Genomic DNA, 25,071 nt, shown 5'->3' with positions numbered 1-25,071 from the left:
TTGTTATTGGTGGTCCGTATTCACGATCAGCGTGGAATCGGCAAGCAGGCGCCGCGCGTCCAGCAGCGCGGTGCGGTCGGGGGCGACGCCGAGCAGGTAGCTGGCGTCCGGGTCGGCCAGCATCGGCAGGTCGTGTCCAAGGCAGTCGTGCGGGAAGCGCCGGGTGCCGTCGATCGCCTCGGCCAGCACGGCGAACCGGCTCTCCTCGCCGCGCAGGACGATCAGCGCGCCGGGGTCGGCCAGTTCGGTCAGCGGCAGCGCGAGCAGCACGCGCAGGTCGACGACGGCCAGCACGTCGCCTTCCCACATCGTGATGCCGTCGATGACGTCCGGCACGCCGGGCAAGGTAGTCAGCGGCAGCGCCGGCAGCACGCGCGCGACCCAGGCCGCGTCGAACGCGTAGCGCTCGCCGCCGCAGCGGAAGGCCAGCACCTCGATGCCAGCCGGTGGTGCCGCGACCGCCGCGGCGCCCGCCGCGGCCAGCGCGGCGGCACGCGCGGCCAGCACGCGCTCGCGGGCGCCGGGCTCGATGCGGTCCAGCGCGTCCAGGCCCGCGGCGGCCGCTTCGAGCCGGCGCGACAAGGCTTCCCAGTCGAAGGCGGCCGTCATGACATCCGCTCCAGCCACGCCGCCGCCGCGCCGCCCAGTTCGGCGTCGGCGGCGCCGGCCAGCCTGCGGCAGTCGCGCAGCAGGCTGCGCGCGCGCGGCCGCCGGCCCGCGGCGTCTTCGATCAGCGCCCACAGGTAGTGGCCGAACGCACTGTCCGGTTCGAGGTACAGGAGGCGCCGCACGCAATGGCGCGCGAGGGCCGGGTCGCCCTGCTCCAGCGCGAACAGCGCGGCACGCTGCTGCAACGGGGCCGACAGCGCCTCGGCCTCGACCGCGCGGCGCAGGCATTGCAGCGCCTCCTCGCGCCCGCCCGCCTGCGCGAGCGCGTGCACGCGCGCCATGGCCGCATCGTCCGGCGGCACCGGCGCGGTCGGCGCCGCGGCCGGCAACGGTTCGGGGCGCGGCGCCGGCGCCGGTCGGCTCGCGGCTGGTGCGGGCTCCACCGGCACCGGCGCCGGCGCGGGCAGCGCGTCCTTGCGGAAGAACACGGCATCCTCCAGGTACACGGCGGTAAAGCCCTGGAACAGCCGGGTCGAGGCCTCGCTCGCATTCACGACGAGCCAGCCGCCGTCGACGAGGGCGGCGCGCAGCCGCGCGACGACGCGCGCGGACTGCTCGGGCCCGAAGTACATCAGGACGTTGCGGCAGAAAATGACGTCCATGGCGGACGGATACGTGCCGCTGGCCAGGTTCATCTGCGCGAAGCGGACCTGGGCGCGCAGCACGGCGTCGACTTCGAAGCGGCCGTCGCCGAGCGGCTGGATGAACGGGGCCAGTTCGGCCGGGTCGGCGCGGCGGAACGACCAGCGCCGGTAGACGCCCGCACGCGCGACGTCGAGGAAGGCGTCGTTCAGGTCGGTGGCGAGGATGTCGACGCGTTCGGGCGGCAGTTGCGGGACGTCGCGGCGCAGCGCCAGCGCGATCGAATACGGTTCCTCGCCCGTGCAGCAGCCGGCGCTCCAGATGCGCAGCGGACGCGCCGCCCCCCGGGCCAGCAGGGCGCGCGCCTGGTCGCACACGAGGTCGAAGGCGCGCGGCTCGCGCAGGAAATACGTTTCGCCGACGGTGAGGAAGCGCGCGCACAGGGCGCTGAGGGCATCGTCCCACGGCCCGGCCAGCAGCCACGACGCGCAGGCCGCGGCGCCCGGCAGGCCCAGCGCGTCGGCCATCCGCTCCAGGGCGGCGTCGAACTGGCGGCGGCGCAGGCCCGTGAACGTCAGGCCGGTCGCGGCCTCGACCCGCTGCGCCGCCAGGTCGAACACGTCGGCGACGACGGTATCGTCAATGGCGCTCACCCACCGCTCCCAACGCTCGCGTCAGCTGCACCCGTTCGTGCTCGAACAGGAACCGGGCCGGATCGATCACGAGGCACAGGCCGTCCGGCAGGCGCACCACGCCGTCGACGTAATCGGCCGCGCCCGCGGCGTCCGGCCAGCCGCTGTCCGGCACCGCGGTGGCGGGGCCGACGACCGCGTCGACCACGAGCGCGCACAGGACCCCGTCCATCTCGACGATGAGGAATTGCTGGGAAGGCGTGATGACTGTCGGGCGGCCGGTGGCGCGCAGGGCGAAATCGACGACGGTGACGGTCTCGCCGCCCACGTCGAGCACGCCGAGCACGATGTCGGACGCCCCCGGCAGCGGCACCGGCCGCGCACTGAGCACGGCCCGCCGCACGGACGCCAGCGGCACGGCAAAGCGTCGCCCCCGGCAATCGAATTCAAGAACCTGCAGTGCTGCCGGTTGCCGGGCCGGCAACGCCGCTTCGGGCGCAAAAGCGGAGGGATTCATGCTCATCTCCTGTCGATGCGATACCAGGCGACCGCTGGCATTCTTCGCATGAGCCTGATCCTAGCGGACCTTGCGGCCGGCGTGTCAGTCCCATCGCGCGTGGCATGGACGTATGTACAGGCTCGGCATGCAGCAAGAATGGCCAAACCTAGGGATTTCATGAAATTTCTAGCAATAAATCGCCCACGCGCATCTTAAAATACCGCAAATTCGATAATTCTGTCGCAAATTAAACGACAGCGGTTATCGTTATATTGTTGCTAAAAATTGACATTCCTCACAACGAGTGTGGGTAATGTGATCAGGTCTCGAGGTGGGCCAGCTTGCCGAGGCAACGGCGCTGGAAGCTGTCGAGTCCATCCGTGACGAGGGCATCGTCCTCGGGCACGGTGCCGGCGTCGATCAGCAGGCGCAGTTTGGCGATGCGGTCGCCCTGCACGAGCGCCCGCGCGAGGTTGGACGCGTCCGGCGCGCCCGCCTGTTCGATGGCCAGGGTCACCTCCGCCGGAAATTCCCAATGGCGCGCGATGCCGGCCGACAGCTGCCGTCCCAGCGCCAGCAATTGGCTGCTGAACCCGGTGGAACCGGGGACGGCGCGGTCCGGGCACAGGCGGAACGCGACGATCAGGCCCACGTTCTGCATCAGGCCGGCCAGGTACGCTTCGAAGCCGCCGGCGGGGATGCCCGGCGCGATGAGGCTCGCGGCCAGCGCGCACCGCTCCGACTGGTCCCACACGCGCGGCGCGACGCGGCGCGCGAAGCCGTCCGACTCCATGTTGATGACGGGCCGGAACGCGACGCGCGCCAGCACCATGCGCAGGCCGTTCTGCCCCAGCAGCTTAATGGCGGCCTCGACGGTATCGACCTTCGTCATGGGGCGGTAGAACGCGCTGTTGGCCTCGCGGATCACTTCCGCCACGAGCACGGGATCCTGCATGACGAGGCGCGACAGGTCGGTGGTCGAGACGTCTTCCGCGCCCAGCCTGCCCAGCAGCTGGGGGATCACTTCGGGGACGCGCGGCACGAGCCCGGCCGCATCGCCGGGCCGGGCCGCGAGCGCCCGGACCTCGTCGAGGATGCCTTGTTCCACGTCCGGCGCCGCATCGAAACGGGCCGAGCCCGTCAGCCAGCGGTAATACGCCGCATCGATGTCGTGGCCGATGCGTTCGGCTTCGCGCGCCTGCTCCAGTTTCTGCTCGCCGGCCTTGGCCGCCGCCGCGGACGGGCTGGCGCCGCCGTCCGAACCGCCCATCAAACGTGAAATCCAACCCATGACATGCCTCCGTGCCCATGTAAATATCGTTATGGGCGGGATTGTGTCAAATAAATTGCCTTATGGCAATTCAATCCACATAATATGACGGATATTACGGCACGGGAGCACTGTTTCCCGCCGATCCGGACAGGATGCCGTGTCAGAACAGGCGTATATTGCCGTCCTCGTCCCAGTCGACCCGGGTGATGCCGGGCTCGTCCTGCTCGAGACGGCGCAACACGTCGTCGTGTCCGCCGGCCGCCGCCGCCGCCGCCGCCGCCGCCGGACGCGGCGGCGCGCGGCGGTCGCGGCGGGCGAACGCTTCGCGCACCGTCGCGACCAGTTCTTCCTGCTGCCACGGCTTGGCCAGGTAGCGGAACACTTCGGCGCGGTTCACGGCGTCGGCCACCTCGAGGATTTCCTTCGTCGCGGACACGACGATGCGGACCGCTTCCGGCTGCAGGCCTTTCATGAGCTGGAGCACGTCGGCACCGTTCAGGCCGGGCATGCGGTAGTCGGAGATGACGACGTCGAAGTCCTGTTCGCCGGCACGGAGCACGGCCGCTTCCGGCTCGTCGAACGCTTCGATCACGACGTCGTCCGCCGGGAATGCCGCGCGCAGGGTGCGCCGCAACGCGCTCAGCACGGACGGTTCGTCGTCAAGAATGAGAATGCGGCGCATCGGGAGACCCTGACTTCACGAAAAGTTGTAATTCGATCGACGAGCGGCGCTCGTATTCGGTGAGCTGCTTCAGCATCCGGTCGGACAGCACATGGTCGGCCGACAGCAGCAGCGTCCCTTCCGGGGACAGCAGGTCGCGGCTGAGCACCATGCCCGGCTTGAGCTGGGCCGTGCCCATCGCGACTTCGGCGATCACCTCGGCCACGCTGCGCCCGGTGCGGATATCGTAGAACGCTTCGACGACTTCCGGGTCGTAGCGCTTGCCGCGGCTTTCCGCGACGAGTTCCGTCGCCTGCGCCGCATCCGCGCGGCGCTGCGCGAGCAGGCCCCGCTGCAGCGCCTCGTAATCGTGGGCCACCGCCAGGATGCGCGCCCCGAGCGGAATGTCGAAGCCGGCCATGCCTTCCGGGAAGCCGGCGCCGTCGAAGCGCTCGCGGTGGGCGCCGATGATGCGTGCCGCCTCGCGCAATTCCTCGAGCGGCATCAGGAGCTGTTCGCCCAGGTGCGGGTAGGTGCGGTAGAGCCCGAGATTGTCACCTTTCAGCACGGATTCCGGAATGCCGATCAGGCCGTCGGGAAAGCCGGTTTTGCCGATTTCGTGCAGCAGGCCCGCCACGAAGATGTCCTGCGCCTCGCGCGCGGTCAGGCCCATGCGCATGGCGATGCGGCGCGCCAGGTCGGCGACCTTGCGGCCGTGGCCGGGCACGGCGCCGGCGCGCGTCTCGACCATGCTCGAGAACACCTTGATGAGCGTGAGGAAGTTGTTCTTGAGGCGTTCGTGCGAGGCCTGCAGCGATTTCTGGGCTGCGGACAATTCCGCAGTCCGTTCGCGCACGCGCTGCTCCAGGTTCGCGTTCAGGTCGCGCAGCTGCTCGTTCTGCTGGCGCGTCAGTTCTTCGAGCCGGATCTTTTCGCGCTGCAGCGACTGGCGTTCCAGCGCGTCGCGCACGACGAGCAGGATGGCCTCCTCGTTCCACGGCTTCGTGATGTAGCGATAGACCTCGCCGCGGTTGATCGCGCCGACGGTGGCCTCGTGGTCGGCGTGGCCCGTCAGCAGCAGGCGCAGCGTATCCGGCCAGCGCTGGCGCACGCGTTCGAGGAATTCGGTGCCGTTCACCTCCGGCATCTGCATGTCGGAGATCACGATGTCGACGTGCTCTTCTTCCAGCACGGCCCACCCGGCCGCGGCGCTGCCCGCGACGAGGACCTTGTAGTGTTCGCGGCGGAACAGGCGGCGCAGCGCGGCGAGGATGTTCGGCTCGTCGTCGACGCACAGGATCGTGGCCGCGGGCGCATCCGGGCGCGCGGTGGCGGAAAACATGTTCATGACTGAGCCTCCATGGCGCCAGCCCTCTCGATAATGTCGTTCATGGCTAATCTTGCATCAAAAGGCGGCACGCTTCCTCGAACTGCCCTTCCGTCTCGCGGCACACGGCCTGCAGTTGTTCCGGCAACAGGCCGAGGTTGGCCGCCGCCACGCCGGCCATGCGCCCGTTCGGATCGAGCGCGTGCACCAGCCCGTTCGCGACGTGCACGACGCCGGGGATGTCGGCCAGGTCGGCCGCGGCCGGCGCGTGGTGCCGGCCGATCGCGCGCTGGATCACGGGCGGGAACTTCCACGCCTCGGCAAGCAGCTGGCCGGCGTGCTCGTGGTCCACGCCGAGCACGCGCCGCTCCACCGCGGACAGGCCCACGTCTTCGTACTCGGCGATCACCCGGGCATACTGTTCGGGAAAGCTGATCGCCAGCACGAGCCGGCCGATGTCGTGCAGCAGGCCGCCGATGAAGGCGGCATCCTGGTCGAGCCCCGCCTGGCGCGCGAGGCTGCGGGCGCACAGCGCCGTCGCGATCGAATGGCGCCAGAAGTGCGCGACGTCGACCCTGGGCCCGCCGGCGCCGCCGAAGCGGTCGATGACGGTGCTCGCCACGGCCAGCGCCCGCGCGCTGTCGAACCCGAGCACGACGATCGCCTGCTTCACCGTTTTCACCTTGGCCGGGAGGCCGTAGAACGACGAATTCGCCAGGCGCAGGATCTTCGCGGCCAGCGCCTGGTCGCGCGACATCTTTTCCGCCAGCGTCGTCACGTCGACGTCCTCGCGCCCGAACGAACTGATCAGGTCGAGCACGATGGACGGCAGCGCCGGCAGGTCGCGCAGGCGCTGCACCACCTGGGTAAGTTCCACCACGGTCGTCGTCATGCCGGCTCGATCACGATCAGCCAGCCCCGCGACTGGGAGCCGTTGCCCATCGGCTGCGCGCGGGCATGCAGCCGCTGCTCTCCGAGCTTGTGTTCGAAGGCGAAACTCGCGCCGTCCGGCAGCGGCTCGGGCAAACCCGGGAACAGCTGGCGCAGCGCGCATCCCAGCACGGGCCCCTGCGCCGCGAACAGCCCGTGCGCCGCGCGATTGGCCAGCACGATGGTGCCGGTGTCGTCGCCCGCCAGCACCGGCACGGGCACGTTGTCGAGCGCCTCGTGCACGATGTCGAGGCTGATCTCGCCCTGTTCGATGTCGCTCCGCTGGCGCGCCAGCACGGATTCGAGCTGGCGGTTCACGGCCGCGAGCTTCTGGTTCGCCGTGCGCACTTCCAGCGTGAGCAGGCGGTTTTCGTTGGCCATCGCGCCGTATGCGACCGCCTCCTGGATGTGGCCGCGCAGTTGCTCGTCGTCCCACGGCTTGGTGAGGAATTTGTAGATCGCGCCGCCGTTCACCGCGTCCGTCACCGTCTGCAGCTCGGTGTAGCCGGACAAGACGATGCGCACCGTATCCGGGTACAGCTGGCGCACCTTGCGCAGGAATTCGACGCCGGTCATCTCGGGCATGCGCTGGTCGGACACGATCAGGTCGACGGTATGTTCTTCCAGCAGCTTCAGGCCTTCGCTGCCGCTGTTCGCGGTCAGGATGCGGTAGCCGTCGCCGCGCAGCAGGCGCCGCAGCGACGACACGATGCTCGGCTCGTCGTCGACGAGCAGCAGCGTGGGTTGCGTGCGGTTGAAGCGCAGCAGGCGCGGCGCCAGGCCGGGGCCGGTCTGCAGCAGCGCGGTCAGCGCGTCGAACGGCACCGGCGCGGAGACGAAATCGCCCTGCACCGCATCGCACATGTGACGCGCCAGGAAGTCGCACTGCCCTTCGCGCTCGACGCCGTCGGCGACGACGCGCATGCCGAGGCTGTGCCCCATCGTGACGATCGCATCCACGACCGCCGCCGCGCTGTCCCCGTCGGGCACGCGCGCGATGAAGGAGCCGTCGATCTTGAGGACGTCGATCGGCAGCCGCTGCAGGTTGACGAGGCTCGACGAGCCGGTGCCGAAGCCGTCGAGGCACAGCCGGATGCCCGCGTTGCGCAACGCGTGCAGGCAGTCGGCGAGCCGGCCGGCGTCGTCCGCCAGCAGGTGCTCGGCCAGCTCCAGGTCGAGGCAGCTCGGCGGGACGCCCGCGGCCGCGAGCGCGGGCAGGATGGTCCCCTCCAGGTCGCACATCGAGACCTGGCGCGCCGACAGGTTGACGCCCACGCGCAGCGCCGTGTGTCCGTGCGCGCGCCACTGTGCCGCGTGCGCGGCGGCGTGGCGCAGCACCCAGTCGGCCAGCGCGCCGGCCAGGCCGCACTCTTCGGCCACGCCGAGCAGGGTGGCGGACGGCACCGCGGCGCCGTCGTGGTGCAGGCAGACCGACGCTTCCACGGCGCAGATCGCGCCGCTGACGAGGTCGACCCGCGGCCGGTAGCGCAGGGACAGGCCGTCGCCCGCGAGCGCCTCGCGCAGCGCGAAGCCGATCCGCAGCCGGTCGAGGCCACCGTCGGCGGGCAGCGTATCGTCCCAGCGCTGGGTGCCGGCACCCGCTTCCTGCGCGCACGCGAGGGCGCGGTCGGCGGCCAGCAGCAGGTCTTCCGCCGTGCCTCCGCTCAGGGGGAACGCGGCGCCGCCCACGCAGCAGGTCACGTACACGCTGTGATCGGCGTGTTCGGCGTGTTCGAACGGCGCCGCGACGGTACGAATGATCTCGTCGATGCGCGCCGTCAACTGCGGTTGCTGCGTCCCTTCCAGCAGCAACAGGAATTTGTCGGCACCGTCGCGGGCGACCGTCACCTCCGGCCCGGCGGCGCGCTCGATGCGCCGCGCGATCTCGACCAGCATGCGCTCGCCGCCCGCGTGGCCGACCAGCGCGTGGACGCGCTTGAACAGGTCGAGCTGCAGCGCCGCCACCTGCAGCGGACGCTGGGCCCGCGCGGCACGGCGCAGCGCGTGCTCGAGGCGGTCGCGGAACAGCGCGTGGTTCGGCAGGCCCGTGAGCATGTCGTGCGTCAGGCTGAATTGCAGGTCGCGCTGGGACACCGTCTCCATCGTCACGTCGCTGCCCAGGATCAGCAGGCCGGCGCCGCCCTGCGCCGCGCTGTGCGGCACGGGTTGCGCCACGAAGTCGACGTAGCGCAGCTGCAGCGCGCCGCCGGGACCGGCCAGCTGGACCGGCCAGGCACGGTGCACGACCGGTTCGCCGGTGGTCAGCGCCGCTTTCAACAGTGCCGCGACGCCCTGCTCCGCCACTTCCGGCAGTGCGTCGCCCATCGGCAGGCCGATCAGGTCGCTGCGCCCCACCAGCTGTTTGTACGCGTCGTTCGCATGGGCGAACACGAGGTCGGGACCGACGAGGAAGGCGACGAAACCGGGCGCATGTTCGAGCCATTCGAGCGCGACATAGCCCTCCGGGCATGGCGGCGTCGGCGCCATCCTGGGCGCGGGAAGATGTAAGGTGGCTGCATTCATGGCAGTTTGGCAAAACTCGATCAGCTTGAGAGGAATCAAGCCTTATGTCGAGAATATAGAACATTGCCGCACGGAATGTTCACATATTTGCGGAAACTGTGTCTCTGCGAATACAGTCTGGACGCTCTGGCAACGCTACACCGTACGCGAATACTGCATCCTTTGCAACGGCACGGCGGCCGGCTTGCCGAAATAATCATCGAACACCATGCAGATGTTCCGCACCAGCAGGCGGCCCTTCGGCGTGACGGTGATGCGGTCCGGCGTCACGGTCAGCAGGCCGTCGCGCGCCAGGTCGGCCAGCCGCGCCAGCTCGGGCGCGAAATGCTCCGCGACGGCGACGTCCCAGCGCGCCGCGAGGCCGCGCAGGTCGAGCGCGAAGTCGCACATCAGCTTCTGGATCACGTCGCGCCGCAACAGGTCGTCGCTGCACAGCGCCAGCCCGCGCGCCACGGGCAGCTCGCCGCGGCCGATGCGCGCGTAATACCGCTCGAGCGATTTCTCGTTCTGCGCATAGGTGCCGTTCACGGCGCTGATGGCGGACACGCCGCAGGCGACCATGTCGATGTCCGCGTGCGTCGAATAACCCTGGAAATTGCGGTGCAGGGTGCCGTCGCGCTGCGCGCGCGCGAGTTCGTCGTCCGGCCTTGCGAAATGGTCCATGCCGATGTACACGTAACCCGCCGCGCCGAGCCGCTCGATGCACAGGCCCAGCATCGCCAGCTTCGTCGCGCCGTCCGGGAGGTCCTCGTCGCGGATCAGCTTCTGCGACTTGAACAGCTGCGGCATGTGCGCATAGTTGTAGACCGAGATGCGGTCCGGCGCCGCGGCGACGACCTTGTCGAGCGTCGCCGCCATCGTCGTCACGTTCTGCAGCGGCAGGCCGTAGATCAGGTCGATGCTGATGGAGCGGAAGCCCGCCTCGCGCGCGGCGGTAATGGCGTCGCGCGTCAGCGCTTCCGGCTGGATGCGGTTGACGGCGCGCTGCACGCCCTCGTCGAAGTCCTGCACGCCCAGCGACAGGCGATTGAAGCCTTGGCGGCGCAACGTGCGGATGCGGGCGGCGTCCACGGTGCGCGGGTCGATCTCGATCGAAAACTCGCCCGCGTCGTCGGCCGCGAACGCGTAGCGGCTGCGCAAATGGCCCAGCAGGTCGCCCATCTGGGCGTCGCTGAGGTAAGTCGGCGTGCCGCCGCCGAAATGCAGCTGCTCGACGACGGCGCCGTCCGCGCACAGCGCGGCCTGCATGTCGATCTCGCGCAGCAGGTAGCCCAGGTACTTCACCGCCTTGCCGTGGTCGTTCGTGATGATCTTGTTGCACGCGCAGTAGTAGCACAGCGATTCGCAGAACGGGATGTGCACGTACAGCGACAGCGGCCTGCCCGGCCGCGCGGCGGCGGCAAACTCGCCGGCGCCGAACGCGGGGGTAAAACGGTCGGCGGTGGGGTACGACGTGTAGCGCGGACCGCGCTGGGTCATGCGGGCGATCAGGTCGGCGTCGAATTCGATGGTGGGATGCATGGTCACTCCGGTTCAGCCTTCGCGGCCGTCGATGCGGGCGGCCGTCAGGTAAGGCACATAGACCGCCAGGTAGGCGAGGAAGGCGGCGCTCCAGCACACGGTGGCGAGCACCAGGCCGGTGTCGCGCCAGGCCGGCACGACGCCGGCGGCGAAGCGCAGCACGACAGCCGCCTGCACGAGCACGAACATCGCGGTCTCGCCGCGGCCGGCCTTCAACGGACGGCCCGTGTGGCCCAGCGCCGTGCGGGTGATCATGCCCATGATCAGGCCCGCGAGCGCGCCGACCGTCAGCACGTGCAGCGCGGCGCTGCCCGTGACGACGCCGTACTGCGCCAGCGCCAGCAGCAGGAAGCCGAACGGGATCCAGAAGTACGACACGTGCAGGATCCACAGCAGCGGGTTGCGCCACGTGCGCCACGGCTGCCAGCCGAGCAGGCGCATGGCCTGGCCGACGGCGGCGAACAGCGCGAGGCTGGCCGTCGCGGGCGCCGGCAGGCCGGCGATCCACGCGAGGCCCGCCAGCACGGTCAGCACCAGCGCCCATTTGTCGCGGCGCGCATCCTGCACGGGCTGGGTGCCCGGCGCGCCGTTGCGGGTGAACATGGGGATCACGCGGCCGCCGATCACGATTTCGATCACGACGATCAGGAGGATCGCGGCGTGCACGGGCGCCAGCGGATTCACGCGGATCCAGCCCAGCGCGGCCGCGTGGTAGCACACGTTCGCCAGGGTGAGCAGCGCGAGCAGGCCGACGAGGAACATGTTGCGCATATTGCCCGACTGCTTCAGCACGCGGAACAGCGGCCACGCGGCGACCGGCAGGAACGCGGCGTCCACCAGGGCACCGACGACGGGCGGCGCGGCCAGCATCGCGATCCGCCCCGCCACCCACACGGCGGCGATGGCGGCAAGGGCCTTGCCGCGCGGGGTCCACAGCTTCGTCCAGGCGTAGCCGGCCGTGTACAGGAAGCCGACGACGACGGCCAGCGCGAAGCCGAACACCATCTCGTGCATATGCCACAACATGTCGATGCGCGCGGGCAGGCGCACGCCCGCCTGCGCCGCGATCCACAGCGGCACGGCGAGGGCGCCGAACGCGGCGGCCAGCAGGTAGAACGGGCGGAAGCCGAGGGCGAACAGCGGCGCGCCGTGGCCGGGTGCGGGCGCCGGCCGGGCTTCTTCGATGGTCATGAGGGCCATGGCGGCCTCCTTATAAGTGGTATCTACGCTGCATGTTATGAGCCGCCGGGGCGCCGGACAATCGGCCAAAGTGACTAGTCCGCCGTGCCGATGGGCGTGTCCCGCGCCGTTTCCTAAACTGGGTCAAGCATTTCAAATAAAGCTGCATTTGCGATGCAACTATTGCGGTGTTTCGCCGCACAATGCGGTCCAGGCGCCCCGCTGCGCCACCGATCAATCACAGTGAAGGAACACAAGCCATGCACGCTACACGCAGACTATGGACCTGGCTGGCGATCATCTGCGTACTCTCCTTCGGCACGCTGTTGTTCGTGGGCCGGGAGATCTACCTGAAGGCCCCGCCGATCCCCGCGCAAGTCCTCGACCAACAAGGCCACGTCATCTGGACGGGCGACCAGATCACACGGGGCCAGCAGGCCTGGCTCGCCGCCGGCGGCCAGCAGCTGGGCACCGTATGGGGCCACGGCAGCTACGTCGCCCCCGACTGGTCGGCCGACTGGCTGCACCGCGAAGCCGTCGCCCTGCAGGACGAACTCGCGCAGCGCGGCCACGGCAAGCCGTACGCGCAGCTGGATGCGGCCGCACGGGGCGGCATCGACGCCCTCGTCAAGGACGCCCTGCGCCGCAACACGTACGACGCCGCCACCGGCACCCTGACCTTGAGCGCCGAGCGCACCGCCGCCATCGCGGCCGTCGCCAGCCATTACGCGGGCCTGTTCGGCACCGATCCGAAGCTCGACAAGCTGCGCGAGCAGTACGCGATGAGCGCCGGCTCCCTGCCCGCCGCGGACGACCGCACCGCGCTGACCGGCTTCTTCTTCTGGTCGTCCTGGGCGGCCGCCACCGACCGTCCGGGCGAAACCGCGCTGTCGTACACGAGCAACTGGCCGCACGAGCCCCTCGTCGGCAACACCCCGACGGCCGGCGCCGGCATCTGGTCGGTCGCCAGCATCATCGTCATGATCGGCGCCATCGCCGGCATGGTGTTCTTCCACTCCACGCAGCCAGAAGAAGCCGATCCGAAGCCGCCCAAGGACGATCCGCTGTTCAAGCTGAAGGCCACGCCGTCGATGAAGGCCACGCGCAAGTACTTCGCCGTCGTCGTCGCGCTGATCCTCGCCCAGGTCGGCATGGGCGTGATCACCGCGCACTACTCGGTCGAAGGCCACAGCTTCTTCGGCATCCCGCTGGGCGACATCCTGCCGTTCACGATCAGCCGCACGATCCACACCCAGTTCGCCGTGCTGTGGATCGCCACCGCGTGGCTCGCGACGGGCCTGTACATCGCGCCCGCCATCTCCGGCCATGAGCCGAAGTTCCAGGCGCTGGGCGTGAACGTGCTGTTCTACGCGCTGCTGTTCATCGTCGCCGGCTCGACCGCGTGCGGCTGGCTCGGCACGCTGCAGCACCGCGGCGTCGACTTCAGCTTCTGGCTCGGCAACCAGGGCCTGGAATTCACCAGCATGGGCCGCGTGTGGCAATACCTGCTGTTCGTCGGCCTGCTGTTCTGGGCCTTCCTGCTGGGCCGCGGCCTGTGGCCCGCGCTGCGCAAGCCGTCCGAGAGCCGCGGCCTGATCGCCATGGTGTTCCTCGCGGCCGTCTGCATCGGCGGCTTCTACGCCACGTCGCTGACCTGGGGCCAGCATACGCACTACGCCATGGTCGAGTACTGGAGGTGGTGGCTCGTGCACCTGTGGGTCGAAGGCTTCTTCGAGGTGTTCGCCACGGCCGTCATCGCCCTGCTGTTTACCCGCCTGGGCCTGATCCGCGCGGCCAGCGCCAACGCCGCCATCGTGCTGGAGACCATCGTGTTCCTGTTCGGCGGCATCCTCGGCACCCTGCACCACCTGTATTTCACCGGCACGCCGACGGCCGTGATCGCGATCGGCGCCATGTTCTCGGCGCTGGAAGTGGTGCCGCTGTCGATGATCGGCATCGAGGCCTACCGCAACTACCAGCGCATGAAGGCCGCGCCGTGGGTGGCGAGCTACCGCTGGGCGATCCTGTGCTTCATCGCCGTCGGCTTCTGGAACACCGTCGGCGCGGGCCTGCTGGGCTTCTCGATCAACACCCCGATCGCGCTGTACTACATGCAGGGCCTGAACATGACGGCCGCGCACGGCCACGCCGCGCTGTTCGGCGTGTACGGCATGCTGGGCGTGGGCCTGATGCTGTTCTGCCTGCGCGGCCTGACGGACCGCCTGGCCTGGTCGGACGCCCTCCTCAAGCCGATGTTCTGGCTGCTGAACATCGGCCTCGCGATGATGGTGTTCATGGCGCTCGTCCCGGCCGGCATCTACCAGGCCTGGGCCAGCATCTCGAAGGGCATGTGGTTCGCGCGCTCGCCGGAAGTGATCCACTCCCCGTTCATGGAGAACATGGTGTGGCTGCGCGTGCCGGGCGACATCGTGTTCGCGCTGGGCACCCTGTTCCTCGCGCTGTTCGTGCTGCGGGTGATGCGCCGTCCGGCCCGCCCGGCCACGGTCCCGGTGGAGGTGCCGATCGAGATCGCCGGCCGGCCCGCCGCCAAGGCCCGCGTTTCCACCAAGGCCTGAACCACGGGCGCCGGAGCGGACATGCGTCTCACCGAACATACCGACTATGCCCTGCGCGTCCTGATGTACCTGGGCGCCAACGGCGGTCGCCTCGCCACCACCGGCGAGGTGGCCGCCCTGCACGGGATCTCGCATCATCACCTGACGAAGATCGTGAACGAGCTGGGACATGCCGGGTTCGTGGAGACCGTGCGGGGCCGCTGCGGCGGCATCCGCCTCGCCCGCGCGCCCGCGGACATCACCGTGGGCGACGTCGTGCGCCACACCGAGCGCGATTTCAACCTCGTCGCCTGCCTGGACGGCCGCGCCCGCGCGTGCCCGCTCGCGCCGGCGTGCGTGCTGAAAGGGGCGCTGTGCCGCGCGACGGCCTGTTTTCTCGAGTCGCTGGACGGCATTGCGCTGTCCAGCCTCATCGCACCATCATGAACGATCTTCTCGACCTGCGGGCCCTGCCCGCCCCCGAACCCATGGAGCGCGTGCTGGCCGCGCTCGATGCCCTCCCCGACGGCGCGCGGCTGCGCGTGCTGCTGGCGCGCGAGCCGCACCCGCTGTACGGCATCCTCGCACGCACCGGCTACCGCTGGCAATCCGAGTGGCAGGACGACGGCTGCCTCGTGACCATCGCGCGGAACGCCTGATGCGGCGCGCCGTCGACACTACCCGCCTCCCGCCGCCCGCCGTGCCGCTCGCGTTCCTGCTCGCGGCGCCGTGGTTCGGGGTGGCGGCGGGCGTCGTCGTCGCGTGGCACGGCGCGGACCAGCGCGACGCGAACACGGCCGCGCCGGCGCTGGCCGCCGTACACCTCGTCACGCTGGGCTTCCTGACGATGACGATGGCCGGCTCGCTGCTGCAGATGGTGCCCGCCGTGGCCGGCCTGCCGCTGCGCGGGACGTCCAGCGTCGCCGCCTGGAGCTGCCCGCTGCTGGGTGCCGGCGCGGCGCTGCTCGCGGCCGCGTTCCTGTCCGGGCATCCCCTGTTGTTCGCGCTGGCGGGCGCCGTGCTGCTGGCGGCGTTCGGTGTGCTGCTGGCCTGCCTGCTGCCCTCGCTGTGGCAACGGACCCGCGCCGCGGCGGCCACCGCCCACATCGCCGGCGGCATGCGCGCCGCCGTCGCGGCGCTGCTGGCGTGCGTCGTGGCCGGCCTGCTCCTCGCCGGCTGGCTCGCGGGCGGCCCGGCCGTCCCCGTGCTGCCGCTGGTCGACACCCACGCGGCGCTGGGCCTGGCCGGCTGGGTGGTGCCGCTCGTGATGGCCGTGTCGTTCCAGGTGATCCCGATGTTCCAGGCGACCGACCCGTTTCCGCCGCTCGCAGCACGCGTGCTGGTGCCGCTGGTGCTGCTCGCATCGGCCGGATGGATCGCGGGCCGCTGGCTGGACGCGCCCTGGCGCACCGTGCCCGCGCTGGCCGGCGCCGCGCTCGTCACCGCCTATGCCGGCCTGGCCGCTTCCCTGCTGCTGCGGCGCAAACGCACGCGCACGGCGGCCGGCACGCCCTACTGGCTGCTGTCGCTCGCGGCGCTGACCGGAGCCGCGTGGCTGTTCGCCTGGCCGGGCGGCGCATCGGACGCCCTCGTCGGCGTCTGCTTCCTCGCGGGCTGCGCGATGTCAGCCGTGAACGGCATGCTGTACCGGATCGTCCCGTTCCTCGTGTGGCACCACCTGCGCGCCGGCCTGCCGCCGCACGTGCCGGTGCCGAAGTTCGCGGAACTCATCGCCCCGAGCCGCCTGCGCACGCAATGCCGCTGGCACGCCGCGGCCGTCGCGGTGCTGCTCGCCGCGTGCGCGGTGCCGCCCCTGGCGTCAGCCGGCGGCCTGTTGCTGGCCCTGGCCTGCCTGCGGCTGGGGCTCGACCTCGCGGCGCCCGTGCTGCGGCATCGCTGGGCGTCTTGACCGGCGCGACCAGCCCAGCATGCCGAGGCCCAGCGCGAACACCGCCGCCATGCCGGGTTCCGGCACGTCGCCCGCCGGCGGCGCCCGCAGGACGAACGACAGGTTGTCCGCATAGCCATCGTTGTCGCCCGAGACGAGCCGCTCCATCGACAGCCAGAACGACAGCTTGCGGGTGCCCGTCGGCACGAAACCGTCGGTCTCGCGGAACATCAGGCCGGTCTGGTCGTTGCGGTCCTGCGGCGTCACGGGGCCGAGCACCGAGTTCCCGACTTCGTTGTCGAATTCGTCGAGGAACTGCACGTAGAACAGCGCGTTGTCGCCCTGGTCCTGCCAGCCGCCGAGCCAGCCGGTCAGCGAATAGGCGATCGTGCCGGACGTCGCCGTGCCGAAGTCCAGCGTCTGCCAGCCGACGGCATACTGGCCGAACCCGGCGAACATCCTGTTGCCGCGGTCCGCCGGTCCCGGCTGCGTGGGCAGCACCCAGTTGCTGCCGTAGTCCACGGACTGGAACGCGCTGTAGCCCGCGTAGCCGGTCCAGCCGGCGAGGCCGGCTTCGGCATCGCCGTTGACGACGAGGTTGCTGCCGTAGACGACGGCGGCCTGGCCGTTGCATGCCGCCGCGAGCAGCGCGGCGGCCATGAGGAAGCGAACATGCATGGACATCTCCTGATCAAACGATACGATACTGGTCGAGTTGCGCCGCGCCCCGCATCGCCGGATCGCTGATCGACGGCAGGCCGTTTTCCAGGTGGCCGGCGAAGCGCCGCAGCCAGCCCGGCATGCCGTTGACACGCGCCGCGTAGTCGTACCAGTTGGCGGTCTGCGCCAGCGACAGGCGCAACGTGCTGCGCGAGCGCGCGGGCACGCGCACGTCGGGGATCCGCATCGTCGTGTACTTGTTGGCGATGAGCTGGAAGGTGCATGGCTGGCCGCCGTTGTTCACGAAGTCGACGACGAGCTCTCCGGCCCGGCGGTCGGCGCGCACGACCACTTCCGGCAACGGGGCGTCCGCGGTGCGGCGCACGTCGCCCGCGACATGGCGGTGGAAGCCGTTCGGTCCCAGCACCCACAGGTCGTAGCCGGCGCCCGTCGTCCAGCGGCCCGTCAACTGCTTGCCCGCTTCGACCGTGTAGCGGCGCGGGACCTGGTCCAGGGCCAGGCGGTCGTACACGTGGAACACGGCACCGGCTTCACCGGCATTCTCGAACGTGAGATCGACCAGGCCGCCGGTCGCGGACACCTGCGCCTGCACCTGCAATTCGTACGGCAGCGCACGGGCCGGCCGCACGCCGGCGGCCTGCACGGGGGCCGACAGGGCCGTCGGGATCGCCGGGACCTTGGTGCTGCCCAGGCTCAGCGCCAGCGCGCGCCGCGCGGCCGTATCGGGCAAGGCGGCCGCGCTGTCGTTCGGGTTCACGAAATCGAAGCAGGACAGCAGGTTGCCGCTCACGGCACGCCGCCACGGGCTGATGAGCGGCTCGCGCACGCCGAAGCGCGCCTCGATGAAGCGGACGATCGACGAGTGGTCGAACACCTGCGAATTGACCCAGCCGCCCTTCGTCCACGGCGAGATGACGTACAGCGGCACGCGCGGACCCAGGCCATACGGACGGTGCAAGGTGCGCGCGTCGGCGCCGTTGAGGATGTGGTGGTATTCGCCGGTCGTGTCGACGGTCGATGCGCCCGCGAGCCGGGCCTGCGCCGGATCGGGGCTGTACGTCGTGTACGACGGGACGGCCGGCGGCGGCATGTGGTCGAAGAAACCGTCGTTCTCGTCGAAGTTGATGATGAAGACCGTCTTGCTCCAGCTCTCCGGATTGGCCGTCAGCGCATCGAGCACCCGCGCGATGTAGTCGGCGCCCGACGCGGGGCTCGATGGCCCCGGGTGCTCGGACCCTTCGGCGGTGGCGACGACCCAGCTCACCTGCGGCAGCCGGTTGGCCAGCACGTCCGCCTTCAGCAGGTCGAGATCGCGCGTGCTCACGCCGCGGCTGCGCAGCGACGGCGAATAGCCCGGCCGCTGGTACCACGCGTTGCGGAACGAACGGAAGCCGGCCAGCGAATTGTCGGTGAAGTTGTCCGCCATGTTCTGGTAGACCTGCCAGCTGATCCCGGCCGCTTCCAGGCGCTCGGGATACGTCGTCCAGCGGTAGTCGGTGTTCGGGTCCGGATTGAAATCGTCGTGGCTGTTGTCGGTCGACGGACCGCCCGCGGCGCCCAGCGGGTCGTTATGGCCGGTGAACAGGAACAGGCGGTTCGTGTTGGTGCCGGTCTGCGTCGCGCAATGATAGTGATCGCAGATCGTGAAGGCGCGGGCGAGCGCGAACTGGAACGGCACGTCGGCCTCGGCGTAATAGCCCAGCGCATGGTTCTGCTTCACGGTACACCAGTCGTTCATGCGGCCGTGGTCCCACGCCAGCTGCGCATCCAGCCACGCGTGCGGCGTGCCGGCCACGCGCATGACCGGGAAATCCTGCACGGTATTCAGGCGGAACGGCGCGATGGCGCGGCTCTGCGGCCAGTTCGGACGCCCCGGCACCGGCGCGCCGCCGACGGTCTGCTGCACGAAGACCGTCTTGCGGTTGAAGAGGTTCCGCCGGTCCATCACGGGAATCGGGAACGGATCGCCGAATCCCCGCACGCCTTCCAGCGTGCCGAAATAATGGTCGAAGCTGCGGTTCTCCTGCGTCAGCACGACGATGTGCTCGACGTCCTGCAGGCTGCGGGTGCGCTGGTTGGCCGGCAGGGCCAGCGCCTTCTGGATCGCGGGCGGGAAGGAAGCGAGGACGGCACTGGCGCCGCCGGCCTGCGCCAGCGTGCGGAGGAAGCCGCGGCGGCTCATGCGTGCACCATCGGCGCGGGAAACGCGAGATCGAAAGATTGCATTTGAATGTTCCAGGTTAATTATTGGAAATACACCTCATGCTCAACAAGGCTTCAGCGTAGGCATCGATGATGAAATGTTGATGACAAGTTAATTTTTCGAAGTTTTGATCTGGATCAACGATCTCACCTCGATCAAACCGGTAAGGTGGGCCCATGGACAAGTTCAACCCGCCGCCGGCCGACCCCTGGGCCGACATCGAACCGCCTACCGTGACCGACCGCCTGCTGCACGCGGCCCTGGGCCGCATGACGTCCGGCATTTCGCCCGCCGCGCTGGCGCTCGCGTGGATGGACTGGAGCCTGCACCTGGCGCAATCGCCGGGAAAATGGGCCCGGCTGTGCGACAAGGCCTTGCGCAAGGCCGGCCGTTTCGGCGACTACGCCGCGCGTGCCGCCGCCGGACCGGCGGCACCCTGCATCCAGCCATTGCCGCAGGACCGCCGCTTCGACGGCGCCGCGTGGCAGCGGTGGCCGTTCAACGTGATCCAGCAAGGCTTCCTGCTCAACCAGCAGTGGTGGCACAACGTCACGACCGGCATCGGCGGCGTCGCGCCGCACCACGAACAGGTCGTATCGTTCGTCGCGCGCCAGCTGCTCGACATGATGTCGCCCGTGAACTACGTCGCGACGAATCCCGAGGTGCTGCAGGCCACGGCGCAACAGGGCGGCATGAATTTCTCGAAGGGGGCGGCGCACTTCGCGGACGACTGGTGGCGCCTGCTGACGGGCCGCCAGCCGGCCGGCGCCGAAGACTTCGTGCCGGGCCGCCAGGTGGCCGTCACGCCCGGCCGGGTCGTCCTGCGCAACCGGCTGATGGAGCTGATCCAGTACGCACCCGCGACGGCCGACGTGCATGCGGAACCCGTGCTGATCGTGCCCGCGTGGATCATGAAGTACTACATCCTCGACCTGTCGCCGCACGATTCGCTCGTGAACTACGTCGTCGGGCGCGGCCACACCGTCTTCATGATCTCGTGGCACAACCCGGGCGACGCGGACCGCGATCTCGGCATGGACGACTACCTGCACCTGGGCGTGCTCGCCGCGCTCGATGCCGTCACCGCCATCGTCCCCGACCGGCGCGTCAACGCCGCCGGCTACTGCCTGGGCGGCACCCTGCTCGCGATCGCCGCCGCGTACCTGGCGGGCCGGCGCGACGCGCGCCTGCAATCGCTCACGCTGCTCGCCGCCCAGACGGATTTCACGGAGCCGGGCGAGCTGTCGCTGTTCATCGACGACAGCGAACTGGATTTTTTGGAAGATATCATGTGGCGCCAGGGCTACCTGCAGACGCGCCAGATGGCCGGCGCCTTCCAGCTGCTGCGCTCCAACGACCTCGTGTGGTCGCGCATCGTCAACGACTACCTGCTCGGCCAGCGCCCGCCGATGAACGACCTGATGGCGTGGAACGCGGACGCCACGCGCATGCCGTACCGGATGCACAGCGAATACCTGCGCCGGCTGTTCCTGAAGAACGACCTGTTCGAGGGTAGGTACCGCATCGACGGCAGGCCCGTGGCGCTGGCCGACATCCGCGCGCCGCTGTTCGTCGTCGCCACCGAATCGGACCACGTGGCGCCGTGGAAGTCCGTCTACAAGATCAACCTCGTGGCCGACGCCGACGTCACGTTCGTGCTCACGAGCGGCGGCCATAACGCGGGCATCGTCAGCGAACCGGGGCACCGCGGCCGGCACTACCGCCTCGCGCGCCGCAGCGACGGCGCCACGTACGTCGCCCCGGACGACTGGCTGGCCGCGACGCCCGCGCGCGACGGCTCGTGGTGGCCCGCCTGGGCCGACTGGCTGGCAGCCGGCAGCACGGGCCGCACCGCGCCGCCCGCGCCGGGCGCCTCGCTCGGCCCCGCACCCGGCCGCTACGTGCTGGAACGCTGAACCCTCACTGGAGAATCCCATGCAGAACGCTCTCATCGACCTGCGCGGCAAGCGCGGGCTCATTCTCGGCATCGCCAACGACCGCAGCATCGCCTGGGGCTGCGCCCGCGTGATGGCCGCGTGCGGGGCCGAACTGGCCGTGACCTACCTGAACGACGCCGCCGAACCCCACGTGCGCCCGCTGGCCGAAACACTGCGCTGTCCGCTCGTGCTGCCGTGCGACGTGCGCGCGCCCGGCCAGCTCGAGGCCGTGTTCGACGCGGTGCGCACCGAATGGGGCACGCTCGATGTCGTCATCCACGCGATCGCGTACGCACCGAAGGACGATTTGCAGGGCCGCGTCGTCGACTGCTCGGCGGCAGGCTTCGCGCTGGCGATGGACGTGTCGTGCCATTCCTTCATCCGCTGCGCGAAACTGGCGGAGCCGCTGATGCCGCACGGCGGCTGCCTGCTGACGTTCACGTTCTACGGCGGCGAGAAGGTCGTCCCCCACTACAACCTGATGGGCCCCGTGAAGGCGGCGCTGGAAGCGTCGGTGCGCGCGCTCGCGGTGGAACTGGGCAGCCGGCGCATCCGCGTGAACGCCGTGTCGCCGGGCCCGATGGGCACGCGCGCCGCGTCCGGCCTGGAACACTTCGACGAGCTCCTCGACGATGCCTGGTCGCGCGCGCCCGAGCACATGCTGGCCCGGCTCGACGACGTGGGCGCGTTCGCCGCCTTCCTGGCGAGCGACGGCGCGCGCCTCGTGACGGGCAACGTCGAATACGTCGACGCCGGCTACCACGTGCTGGGGTGACCGATGGACACCATCAGCAACCGCACGTTCGACGAACTGAAGGTCGGCGACAGCGCGAGCCTCGCCCGCACGCTGACCCGCGCCGACATCGAACTGTTCGCCGTCATGTCGGGCGACGTCAATCCGGCCCACCTGGACGAGGAATACGCGCGCAGCAGCATGTTCCATGAAGTGATCGCGCACGGGATGTGGAGCGGCGCCCTGATCTCCACGGTACTCGGCACCCAGCTGCCCGGCCCGGGCACGATCTACCTGTGCCAGTCGCTGCGCTTCCTGAAACCCGTGGGCCTGGGCGACACCGTGACCGTGCTGCTCACCGTCGCCCGCCTCGATCCGGACAAGCACCGCGTGACGCTCGACTGCACGGTGACGAACCAGCACGGCCAGCAGGTGGCGAGCGGCACGGCGGAGGTCATCGCGCCGGCCGAGAAGGTCGCGCGGCCCCGTATCGCGCTGCCGGAAGTCCGCCTGCGCGAGCGCGGCAGCCGCTACCGCGCGCTGCTGGCGGCCGCGCAGGATGCGCCGCGCGTGCATACCGCCGTCGTCCACCCGGTCGATACGGTGTCGCTGCTGGGCGCCGTCGAAGCGGCGCGCGAGGGCCTGATCACGCCGGTGCTCGTCGGCCCGGAAGCGAAGATCCGCCAGGCGGCCGAGCTGGCGAACGTCGACCTCGCGCCGTACCGCATCGTGCCGACCGCGCACAGCCACGCGGCCGCCGATGCCGCCGTGGCGCTCGCGCGCACGGGCGAGGTCGGCGCCATCATGAAGGGCGCGCTGCACACGGACGAATTGATGCATGCCGTCGTCGCCCGCGACACCGGCCTGCGCACGGGCCGCCGCATCAGCCACGTGTTCGCGCTGGACGTGCCCACGTATCCGCGTCCCCTGCTCCTCACGGACGCCGCCATCAACATCTACCCGACGCTGGAGGACAAGCGCGACATCGTCCGCAACGCGATCGACCTGGCGCACGCGCTGGGCATCGCGGCGCCGCGCGTGGCGATCCTGTCCGCGCTCGAGACGGTGTATCCGAAGATCGCGTCGACCATCGAGGCGGCCGCGCTGTGCAAGATGGCTGACCGCGGCCAGATCGAGGGCGCGATCCTCGACGGGCCGATGGCGTTCGACCTCGCCGTATCGGAAGCAGCGGCGCGCACGAAAGGGTTCGTGTCCCCGGTGGCCGGCCAGGCCGACATCCTCGTCGTGCCCGACCTGGAAGCGGGCAATATGCTGGCCAAGCAGCTGGAGTACCTGGCGGAAGCTCAGGTGGCCGGCATCGTGATCGGGGCGCGCGTGCCCATCATGCTCACCAGCCGCGCGGACGGCCCGCTGGCCCGGCTCGCGTCGTGCGCGCTCGCGTCCCTGCTCGTGCGCCACTCGACAGGTCTCGCCGTGATCGGATCATCATGAGCAAGGGATATGCATGCATCAACGCCGGCTCGTCCAGCATCAAGTACGCCGTCTACGTCGAACGGGGCGCGGATCTCGTCGCGACGGCGCACGGCCAGGTGGCGGGTCACGGCCCCGCGCAACTGCGTGCCGTCGTCGGCCAGGTCGAGAACCACCTCGCGCCGGCCCGGCTCGCGGCCATCGGCCACCGCGTCGTCCACGGCGGGAACGATCACGCGGGACCGGCGCTCGTCACGCCGGCCCTGCTGGCGGAGCTGCAGGCCCTCGCCCCGCTCGCGCCGCTGCACCAGCCGCACACCGTGGCCGGCATGGACGCGATGGCGCGCCTGCATCCGGGCCTGCCGCAGGTCGCCTGCTTCGACACCGCGTTCCACCTCGGGAACCCGCGGGTCGCGCGCCTGTACGGCCTGCCGCGCGCGCTCGCGGACGAGAACATGCTGCGCTACGGTTTCCATGGCCTGTCGTACACCCACATCGCCGACACCTTGCCCGCGATCGAACCGCGCGCCCGTGGCCGCGTCGTCGTCGCCCACCTGGGCAGCGGCGCCAGCATGTGCGCCATGGTCGACAGCCGCAGCGTCGCGACGTCGATGGGCTTTTCCGCGCTGGACGGCCTGCCGATGGCCACGCGCTGCGGCGCCCTCGACCCCGGCCTCGTGCTGCACCTGCTGCGCGCAAAACGGATGACGCCGGACGCGCTGGAACGCCTGCTGTACCTCGACAGCGGCCTGTTGGGCATCTCCGGCATCAGCGGGGACATGCGCACCCTGCTCGCGAGCCTGGACCCGGCCGCGCGCGAAGCGGTCGACGTGTTCGTCTACCGCATCGCGCGCGAACTCGGATCCCTGGCCGCGGCCGCGGGTGGCCTCGACGTGCTCGTGTTCACGGGCGGCATCGGCGAACACGCGGCGGCCATCCGCGCCCGCGTGTGCGAGCAGGCCGCGTGGCTGGGCGTGCGCCTCGACGCGGACGCCAACGCCACCCACGGCCCGCGCCTGCACGCGCCGGACAGCGCCGTCGCCGTGTGGGCGCTGCCGGCCGACGAGGAAGCCGTGATCGCGCGCGAGACGAAACGGGTCGCGGACGCTTATCCCTCGTAGGCGCGCAATCCGTCCGCGTCGAGGATCGCGATGTCGCGCCCGTCCACGCGCACGAGTTCGCGCCGCGTGAGATCGTTCAGCACGCGCGAAAAATACTCGGGCGTGATGTTCAGGCGCGACGCGACGAGGCGCTTGCTGACTGAAAGCCGCACCGTCGCGCCGGATTCGGGCGCATCCTTCAGCAGATAGCCGACGACGCGCTGGCCGCCCGTGTGCAGGGTGTACGCCTCGACATCGGCGACGAGGCCGTGCAGGCGCCGGCTCATCCCCGCCAGCATGCGCCGGGCGAACGCCGGGCTCTGTTCCAGTTCGGCGAAGATGGCTTCCTTGCGCACGTGCAGCAGCAGGCAGTCTTCCAGCGCCGTCGCCGTCACGAAGTACGGCTTTTCCATGAACATGACCGCCTCGCCGAACGTCTTGCCGGGGCCGAGGATCTCGATGACCTTTTCCTGGCCCTGCGGCGAGATGAAGGCCAGCTTGACCTGGCCGTACAGGATCGAGTGAAACCCCTCGCACGGGTCGCCCCGCTCGACGATGGTGCGGCCGCGGTCGACGTGCCGCTCGGTGGCCGCGGCGCCGACGGCGCGCAGCTCCTCCTCGCCGAGGTCGGAAAACAGCGGCAGGCGGCGCAGGAAGGTGCAAGGGTCGATGGTGGCCACGGTCGCGGGACGTCATGAAATGGTCGGGATGCCGCCATTCTCGCGCGGTCGGGCGCCGCGCGGGATA

Annotated in this window: 21 protein-coding genes; 8 read left to right on the top strand and 13 right to left on the bottom strand. The window is 70.1% G+C overall.

Annotation, left to right across the window (positions count from 1 at the left end; translation table 11 throughout):
- Positions 1-3 precede the first annotated feature (3 nt).
- From ACEN9G_RS25830 to ACEN9G_RS25785, 10 genes are all read right to left on the bottom strand, one after another.
- Positions 4-609, bottom strand: coding sequence for a chemotaxis protein CheW (locus ACEN9G_RS25830; protein ID WP_483127181.1), 606 nt, complete (start codon positions 607-609; stop codon positions 4-6).
- A complete protein-coding gene (locus ACEN9G_RS25825) occupies positions 606-1,904 on the bottom strand; it encodes a CheR family methyltransferase (RefSeq protein ID WP_483127180.1) in 1,299 nt (432 codons plus the stop codon). Before ACEN9G_RS25825 ends, ACEN9G_RS25830 begins: the two co-directional genes overlap by 4 nt.
- Entirely contained in the window at positions 1,891-2,301 is a 411-nt protein-coding gene (locus tag ACEN9G_RS25820) for a chemotaxis protein CheW (protein WP_495605470.1), read from the bottom strand. The genes ACEN9G_RS25825 and ACEN9G_RS25820 overlap by 14 nt, the downstream gene beginning before the upstream one ends.
- A 400-nt stretch (positions 2,302-2,701) precedes the next feature.
- Positions 2,702-3,673, bottom strand: a complete 972-nt coding sequence (locus tag ACEN9G_RS25815) for an HDOD domain-containing protein (RefSeq protein WP_413345899.1) — start codon at positions 3,671-3,673, stop codon at positions 2,702-2,704.
- A 142-nt stretch (positions 3,674-3,815) separates the two neighbouring features.
- The gene (locus ACEN9G_RS25810; protein ID WP_483127178.1) at positions 3,816-4,337 is read right to left on the bottom strand and encodes a response regulator; all 522 of its coding nucleotides are present in this window, start codon (positions 4,335-4,337) and stop codon (positions 3,816-3,818) included.
- A complete protein-coding gene (nosR, locus tag ACEN9G_RS25805; RefSeq protein ID WP_413345701.1) occupies positions 4,315-5,664 on the bottom strand; it encodes a response regulator c-di-GMP phosphodiesterase, NosR family in 1,350 nt (449 codons plus the stop codon). Before nosR ends, ACEN9G_RS25810 begins: the two co-directional genes overlap by 23 nt.
- 46 nt (positions 5,665-5,710) lie before the next feature.
- Complete coding sequence (locus tag ACEN9G_RS25800) at positions 5,711-6,535, bottom strand: HDOD domain-containing protein (RefSeq protein WP_483127177.1); 825 nt, start codon at positions 6,533-6,535, stop codon at positions 5,711-5,713.
- Positions 6,532-9,096 carry an EAL domain-containing protein gene (locus ACEN9G_RS25795; RefSeq protein WP_483127176.1) on the bottom strand — a complete coding sequence of 855 codons (2,565 nt, stop codon included), beginning with the start codon at positions 9,094-9,096 and terminating at the stop codon, positions 6,532-6,534. Before ACEN9G_RS25795 ends, ACEN9G_RS25800 begins: the two co-directional genes overlap by 4 nt.
- A gap of 135 nt (positions 9,097-9,231) precedes the next feature.
- Positions 9,232-10,617 (bottom strand): oxygen-independent coproporphyrinogen III oxidase, encoded by a 1,386-nt coding sequence (gene hemN / locus ACEN9G_RS25790; RefSeq protein ID WP_483127175.1) that lies wholly within the window; start codon positions 10,615-10,617, stop codon positions 9,232-9,234.
- 12 nt (positions 10,618-10,629) lie between these two features.
- Entirely contained in the window at positions 10,630-11,817 is a 1,188-nt protein-coding gene (locus tag ACEN9G_RS25785) for an NnrS family protein (RefSeq protein WP_483127174.1), read from the bottom strand.
- A gap of 239 nt (positions 11,818-12,056) precedes the next feature.
- Between ACEN9G_RS25785 and ACEN9G_RS25780 the strand changes: the two genes are divergently transcribed.
- From ACEN9G_RS25780 to ACEN9G_RS25765, 4 genes are read left to right on the top strand one after another with little or no spacing between them, the layout of a single operon-like run.
- Positions 12,057-14,372 (top strand): nitric-oxide reductase large subunit, encoded by a 2,316-nt coding sequence (locus ACEN9G_RS25780; RefSeq protein WP_483127173.1) that lies wholly within the window; start codon positions 12,057-12,059, stop codon positions 14,370-14,372.
- Positions 14,373-14,393: 21 nt separating this feature from the next.
- Positions 14,394-14,798: an RrF2 family transcriptional regulator gene (locus tag ACEN9G_RS25775; protein ID WP_413385704.1), complete on the top strand. Its 405-nt coding sequence runs from the start codon at positions 14,394-14,396 to the stop codon at positions 14,796-14,798.
- On the top strand, positions 14,795-15,010 hold the full coding sequence (locus ACEN9G_RS25770) for a DUF2249 domain-containing protein (RefSeq protein WP_483127172.1): 216 nt from the start codon (positions 14,795-14,797) through the stop codon (positions 15,008-15,010). Before ACEN9G_RS25775 ends, ACEN9G_RS25770 begins: the two co-directional genes overlap by 4 nt.
- Entirely contained in the window at positions 15,010-16,260 is a 1,251-nt protein-coding gene (locus ACEN9G_RS25765) for a hypothetical protein (RefSeq protein ID WP_495605469.1), read from the top strand. Before ACEN9G_RS25770 ends, ACEN9G_RS25765 begins: the two co-directional genes overlap by 1 nt.
- Here ACEN9G_RS25765 and ACEN9G_RS25760 read toward each other — a convergent pair.
- Both ACEN9G_RS25760 and ACEN9G_RS25755 read right to left on the bottom strand, forming a co-directional pair.
- Positions 16,171-16,917: a PEP-CTERM sorting domain-containing protein gene (locus ACEN9G_RS25760; protein ID WP_483127170.1), complete on the bottom strand. Its 747-nt coding sequence runs from the start codon at positions 16,915-16,917 to the stop codon at positions 16,171-16,173. The genes ACEN9G_RS25765 and ACEN9G_RS25760 overlap by 90 nt on opposite strands.
- A gap of 13 nt (positions 16,918-16,930) precedes the next feature.
- Positions 16,931-19,102, bottom strand: a complete 2,172-nt coding sequence (locus tag ACEN9G_RS25755) for a phosphocholine-specific phospholipase C (RefSeq protein WP_413343938.1) — start codon at positions 19,100-19,102, stop codon at positions 16,931-16,933.
- Positions 19,103-19,299: 197 nt separating this feature from the next.
- Between ACEN9G_RS25755 and ACEN9G_RS25750 the strand changes: the two genes are divergently transcribed.
- The 4 genes from ACEN9G_RS25750 to ACEN9G_RS25735 are packed head-to-tail and all read left to right on the top strand — an operon-like array spanning position 19,300 to position 24,345.
- Positions 19,300-21,039, top strand: coding sequence for a PHA/PHB synthase family protein (locus tag ACEN9G_RS25750; RefSeq protein ID WP_483127169.1), 1,740 nt, complete (start codon positions 19,300-19,302; stop codon positions 21,037-21,039).
- A gap of 34 nt (positions 21,040-21,073) precedes the next feature.
- Positions 21,074-21,835, top strand: coding sequence for an enoyl-ACP reductase FabI (fabI, locus tag ACEN9G_RS25745; protein ID WP_413346180.1), 762 nt, complete (start codon positions 21,074-21,076; stop codon positions 21,833-21,835).
- Positions 21,836-21,838: 3 nt separating this feature from the next.
- Positions 21,839-23,245: a bifunctional enoyl-CoA hydratase/phosphate acetyltransferase gene (locus ACEN9G_RS25740; RefSeq protein ID WP_483127168.1), complete on the top strand. Its 1,407-nt coding sequence runs from the start codon at positions 21,839-21,841 to the stop codon at positions 23,243-23,245.
- Positions 23,242-24,345 carry an acetate/propionate family kinase gene (locus tag ACEN9G_RS25735; protein WP_483127167.1) on the top strand — a complete coding sequence of 368 codons (1,104 nt, stop codon included), beginning with the start codon at positions 23,242-23,244 and terminating at the stop codon, positions 24,343-24,345. Before ACEN9G_RS25740 ends, ACEN9G_RS25735 begins: the two co-directional genes overlap by 4 nt.
- Here ACEN9G_RS25735 and ACEN9G_RS25730 read toward each other — a convergent pair.
- Positions 24,333-25,004 carry a Crp/Fnr family transcriptional regulator gene (locus ACEN9G_RS25730; RefSeq protein ID WP_413345502.1) on the bottom strand — a complete coding sequence of 224 codons (672 nt, stop codon included), beginning with the start codon at positions 25,002-25,004 and terminating at the stop codon, positions 24,333-24,335. The two genes, ACEN9G_RS25735 and ACEN9G_RS25730, sit on opposite strands and share 13 nt — an antisense overlap.
- Between the last annotated feature and the right edge of the window lie 67 nt (positions 25,005-25,071).

The organism is Massilia sp. Masssp94, from assembly GCF_059491305.1.
This window is presented reverse-complemented; position numbering and strand designations above follow the sequence as displayed.

Bases quoted from the DNA above. Each gene is read 5' to 3' on its own strand.
- ACEN9G_RS25830 (WP_483127181.1), bottom strand. From the start codon at position 609: ATGACGGCCGCCTTCGACTGGGAAGCCTTGTCGCGCCGGCTCGAAGCG.
- ACEN9G_RS25815 (WP_413345899.1), bottom strand. From the start codon at position 3,673: ATGGGTTGGATTTCACGTTTGATGGGCGGTTCGGACGGCGGCGCCAGC.
- ACEN9G_RS25810 (WP_483127178.1), bottom strand. From the start codon at position 4,337: ATGCGCCGCATTCTCATTCTTGACGACGAACCGTCCGTGCTGAGCGCG.
- nosR (WP_413345701.1), bottom strand. From the start codon at position 5,664: ATGAACATGTTTTCCGCCACCGCGCGCCCGGATGCGCCCGCGGCCACG.
- ACEN9G_RS25800 (WP_483127177.1), bottom strand. From the start codon at position 6,535: ATGACGACGACCGTGGTGGAACTTACCCAGGTGGTGCAGCGCCTGCGC.
- ACEN9G_RS25795 (WP_483127176.1), bottom strand. From the start codon at position 9,096: ATGAATGCAGCCACCTTACATCTTCCCGCGCCCAGGATGGCGCCGACG.
- hemN (WP_483127175.1), bottom strand. From the start codon at position 10,617: ATGCATCCCACCATCGAATTCGACGCCGACCTGATCGCCCGCATGACC.
- ACEN9G_RS25785 (WP_483127174.1), bottom strand. From the start codon at position 11,817: ATGGCCCTCATGACCATCGAAGAAGCCCGGCCGGCGCCCGCACCCGGC.
- ACEN9G_RS25780 (WP_483127173.1), top strand. From the start codon at position 12,057: ATGCACGCTACACGCAGACTATGGACCTGGCTGGCGATCATCTGCGTA.
- ACEN9G_RS25775 (WP_413385704.1), top strand. From the start codon at position 14,394: ATGCGTCTCACCGAACATACCGACTATGCCCTGCGCGTCCTGATGTAC.
- ACEN9G_RS25770 (WP_483127172.1), top strand. From the start codon at position 14,795: ATGAACGATCTTCTCGACCTGCGGGCCCTGCCCGCCCCCGAACCCATG.
- ACEN9G_RS25765 (WP_495605469.1), top strand. From the start codon at position 15,010: ATGCGGCGCGCCGTCGACACTACCCGCCTCCCGCCGCCCGCCGTGCCG.
- ACEN9G_RS25760 (WP_483127170.1), bottom strand. From the start codon at position 16,917: ATGCATGTTCGCTTCCTCATGGCCGCCGCGCTGCTCGCGGCGGCATGC.
- ACEN9G_RS25755 (WP_413343938.1), bottom strand. From the start codon at position 19,102: ATGAGCCGCCGCGGCTTCCTCCGCACGCTGGCGCAGGCCGGCGGCGCC.
- ACEN9G_RS25750 (WP_483127169.1), top strand. From the start codon at position 19,300: ATGGACAAGTTCAACCCGCCGCCGGCCGACCCCTGGGCCGACATCGAA.
- ACEN9G_RS25740 (WP_483127168.1), top strand. From the start codon at position 21,839: ATGGACACCATCAGCAACCGCACGTTCGACGAACTGAAGGTCGGCGAC.
- ACEN9G_RS25735 (WP_483127167.1), top strand. From the start codon at position 23,242: ATGAGCAAGGGATATGCATGCATCAACGCCGGCTCGTCCAGCATCAAG.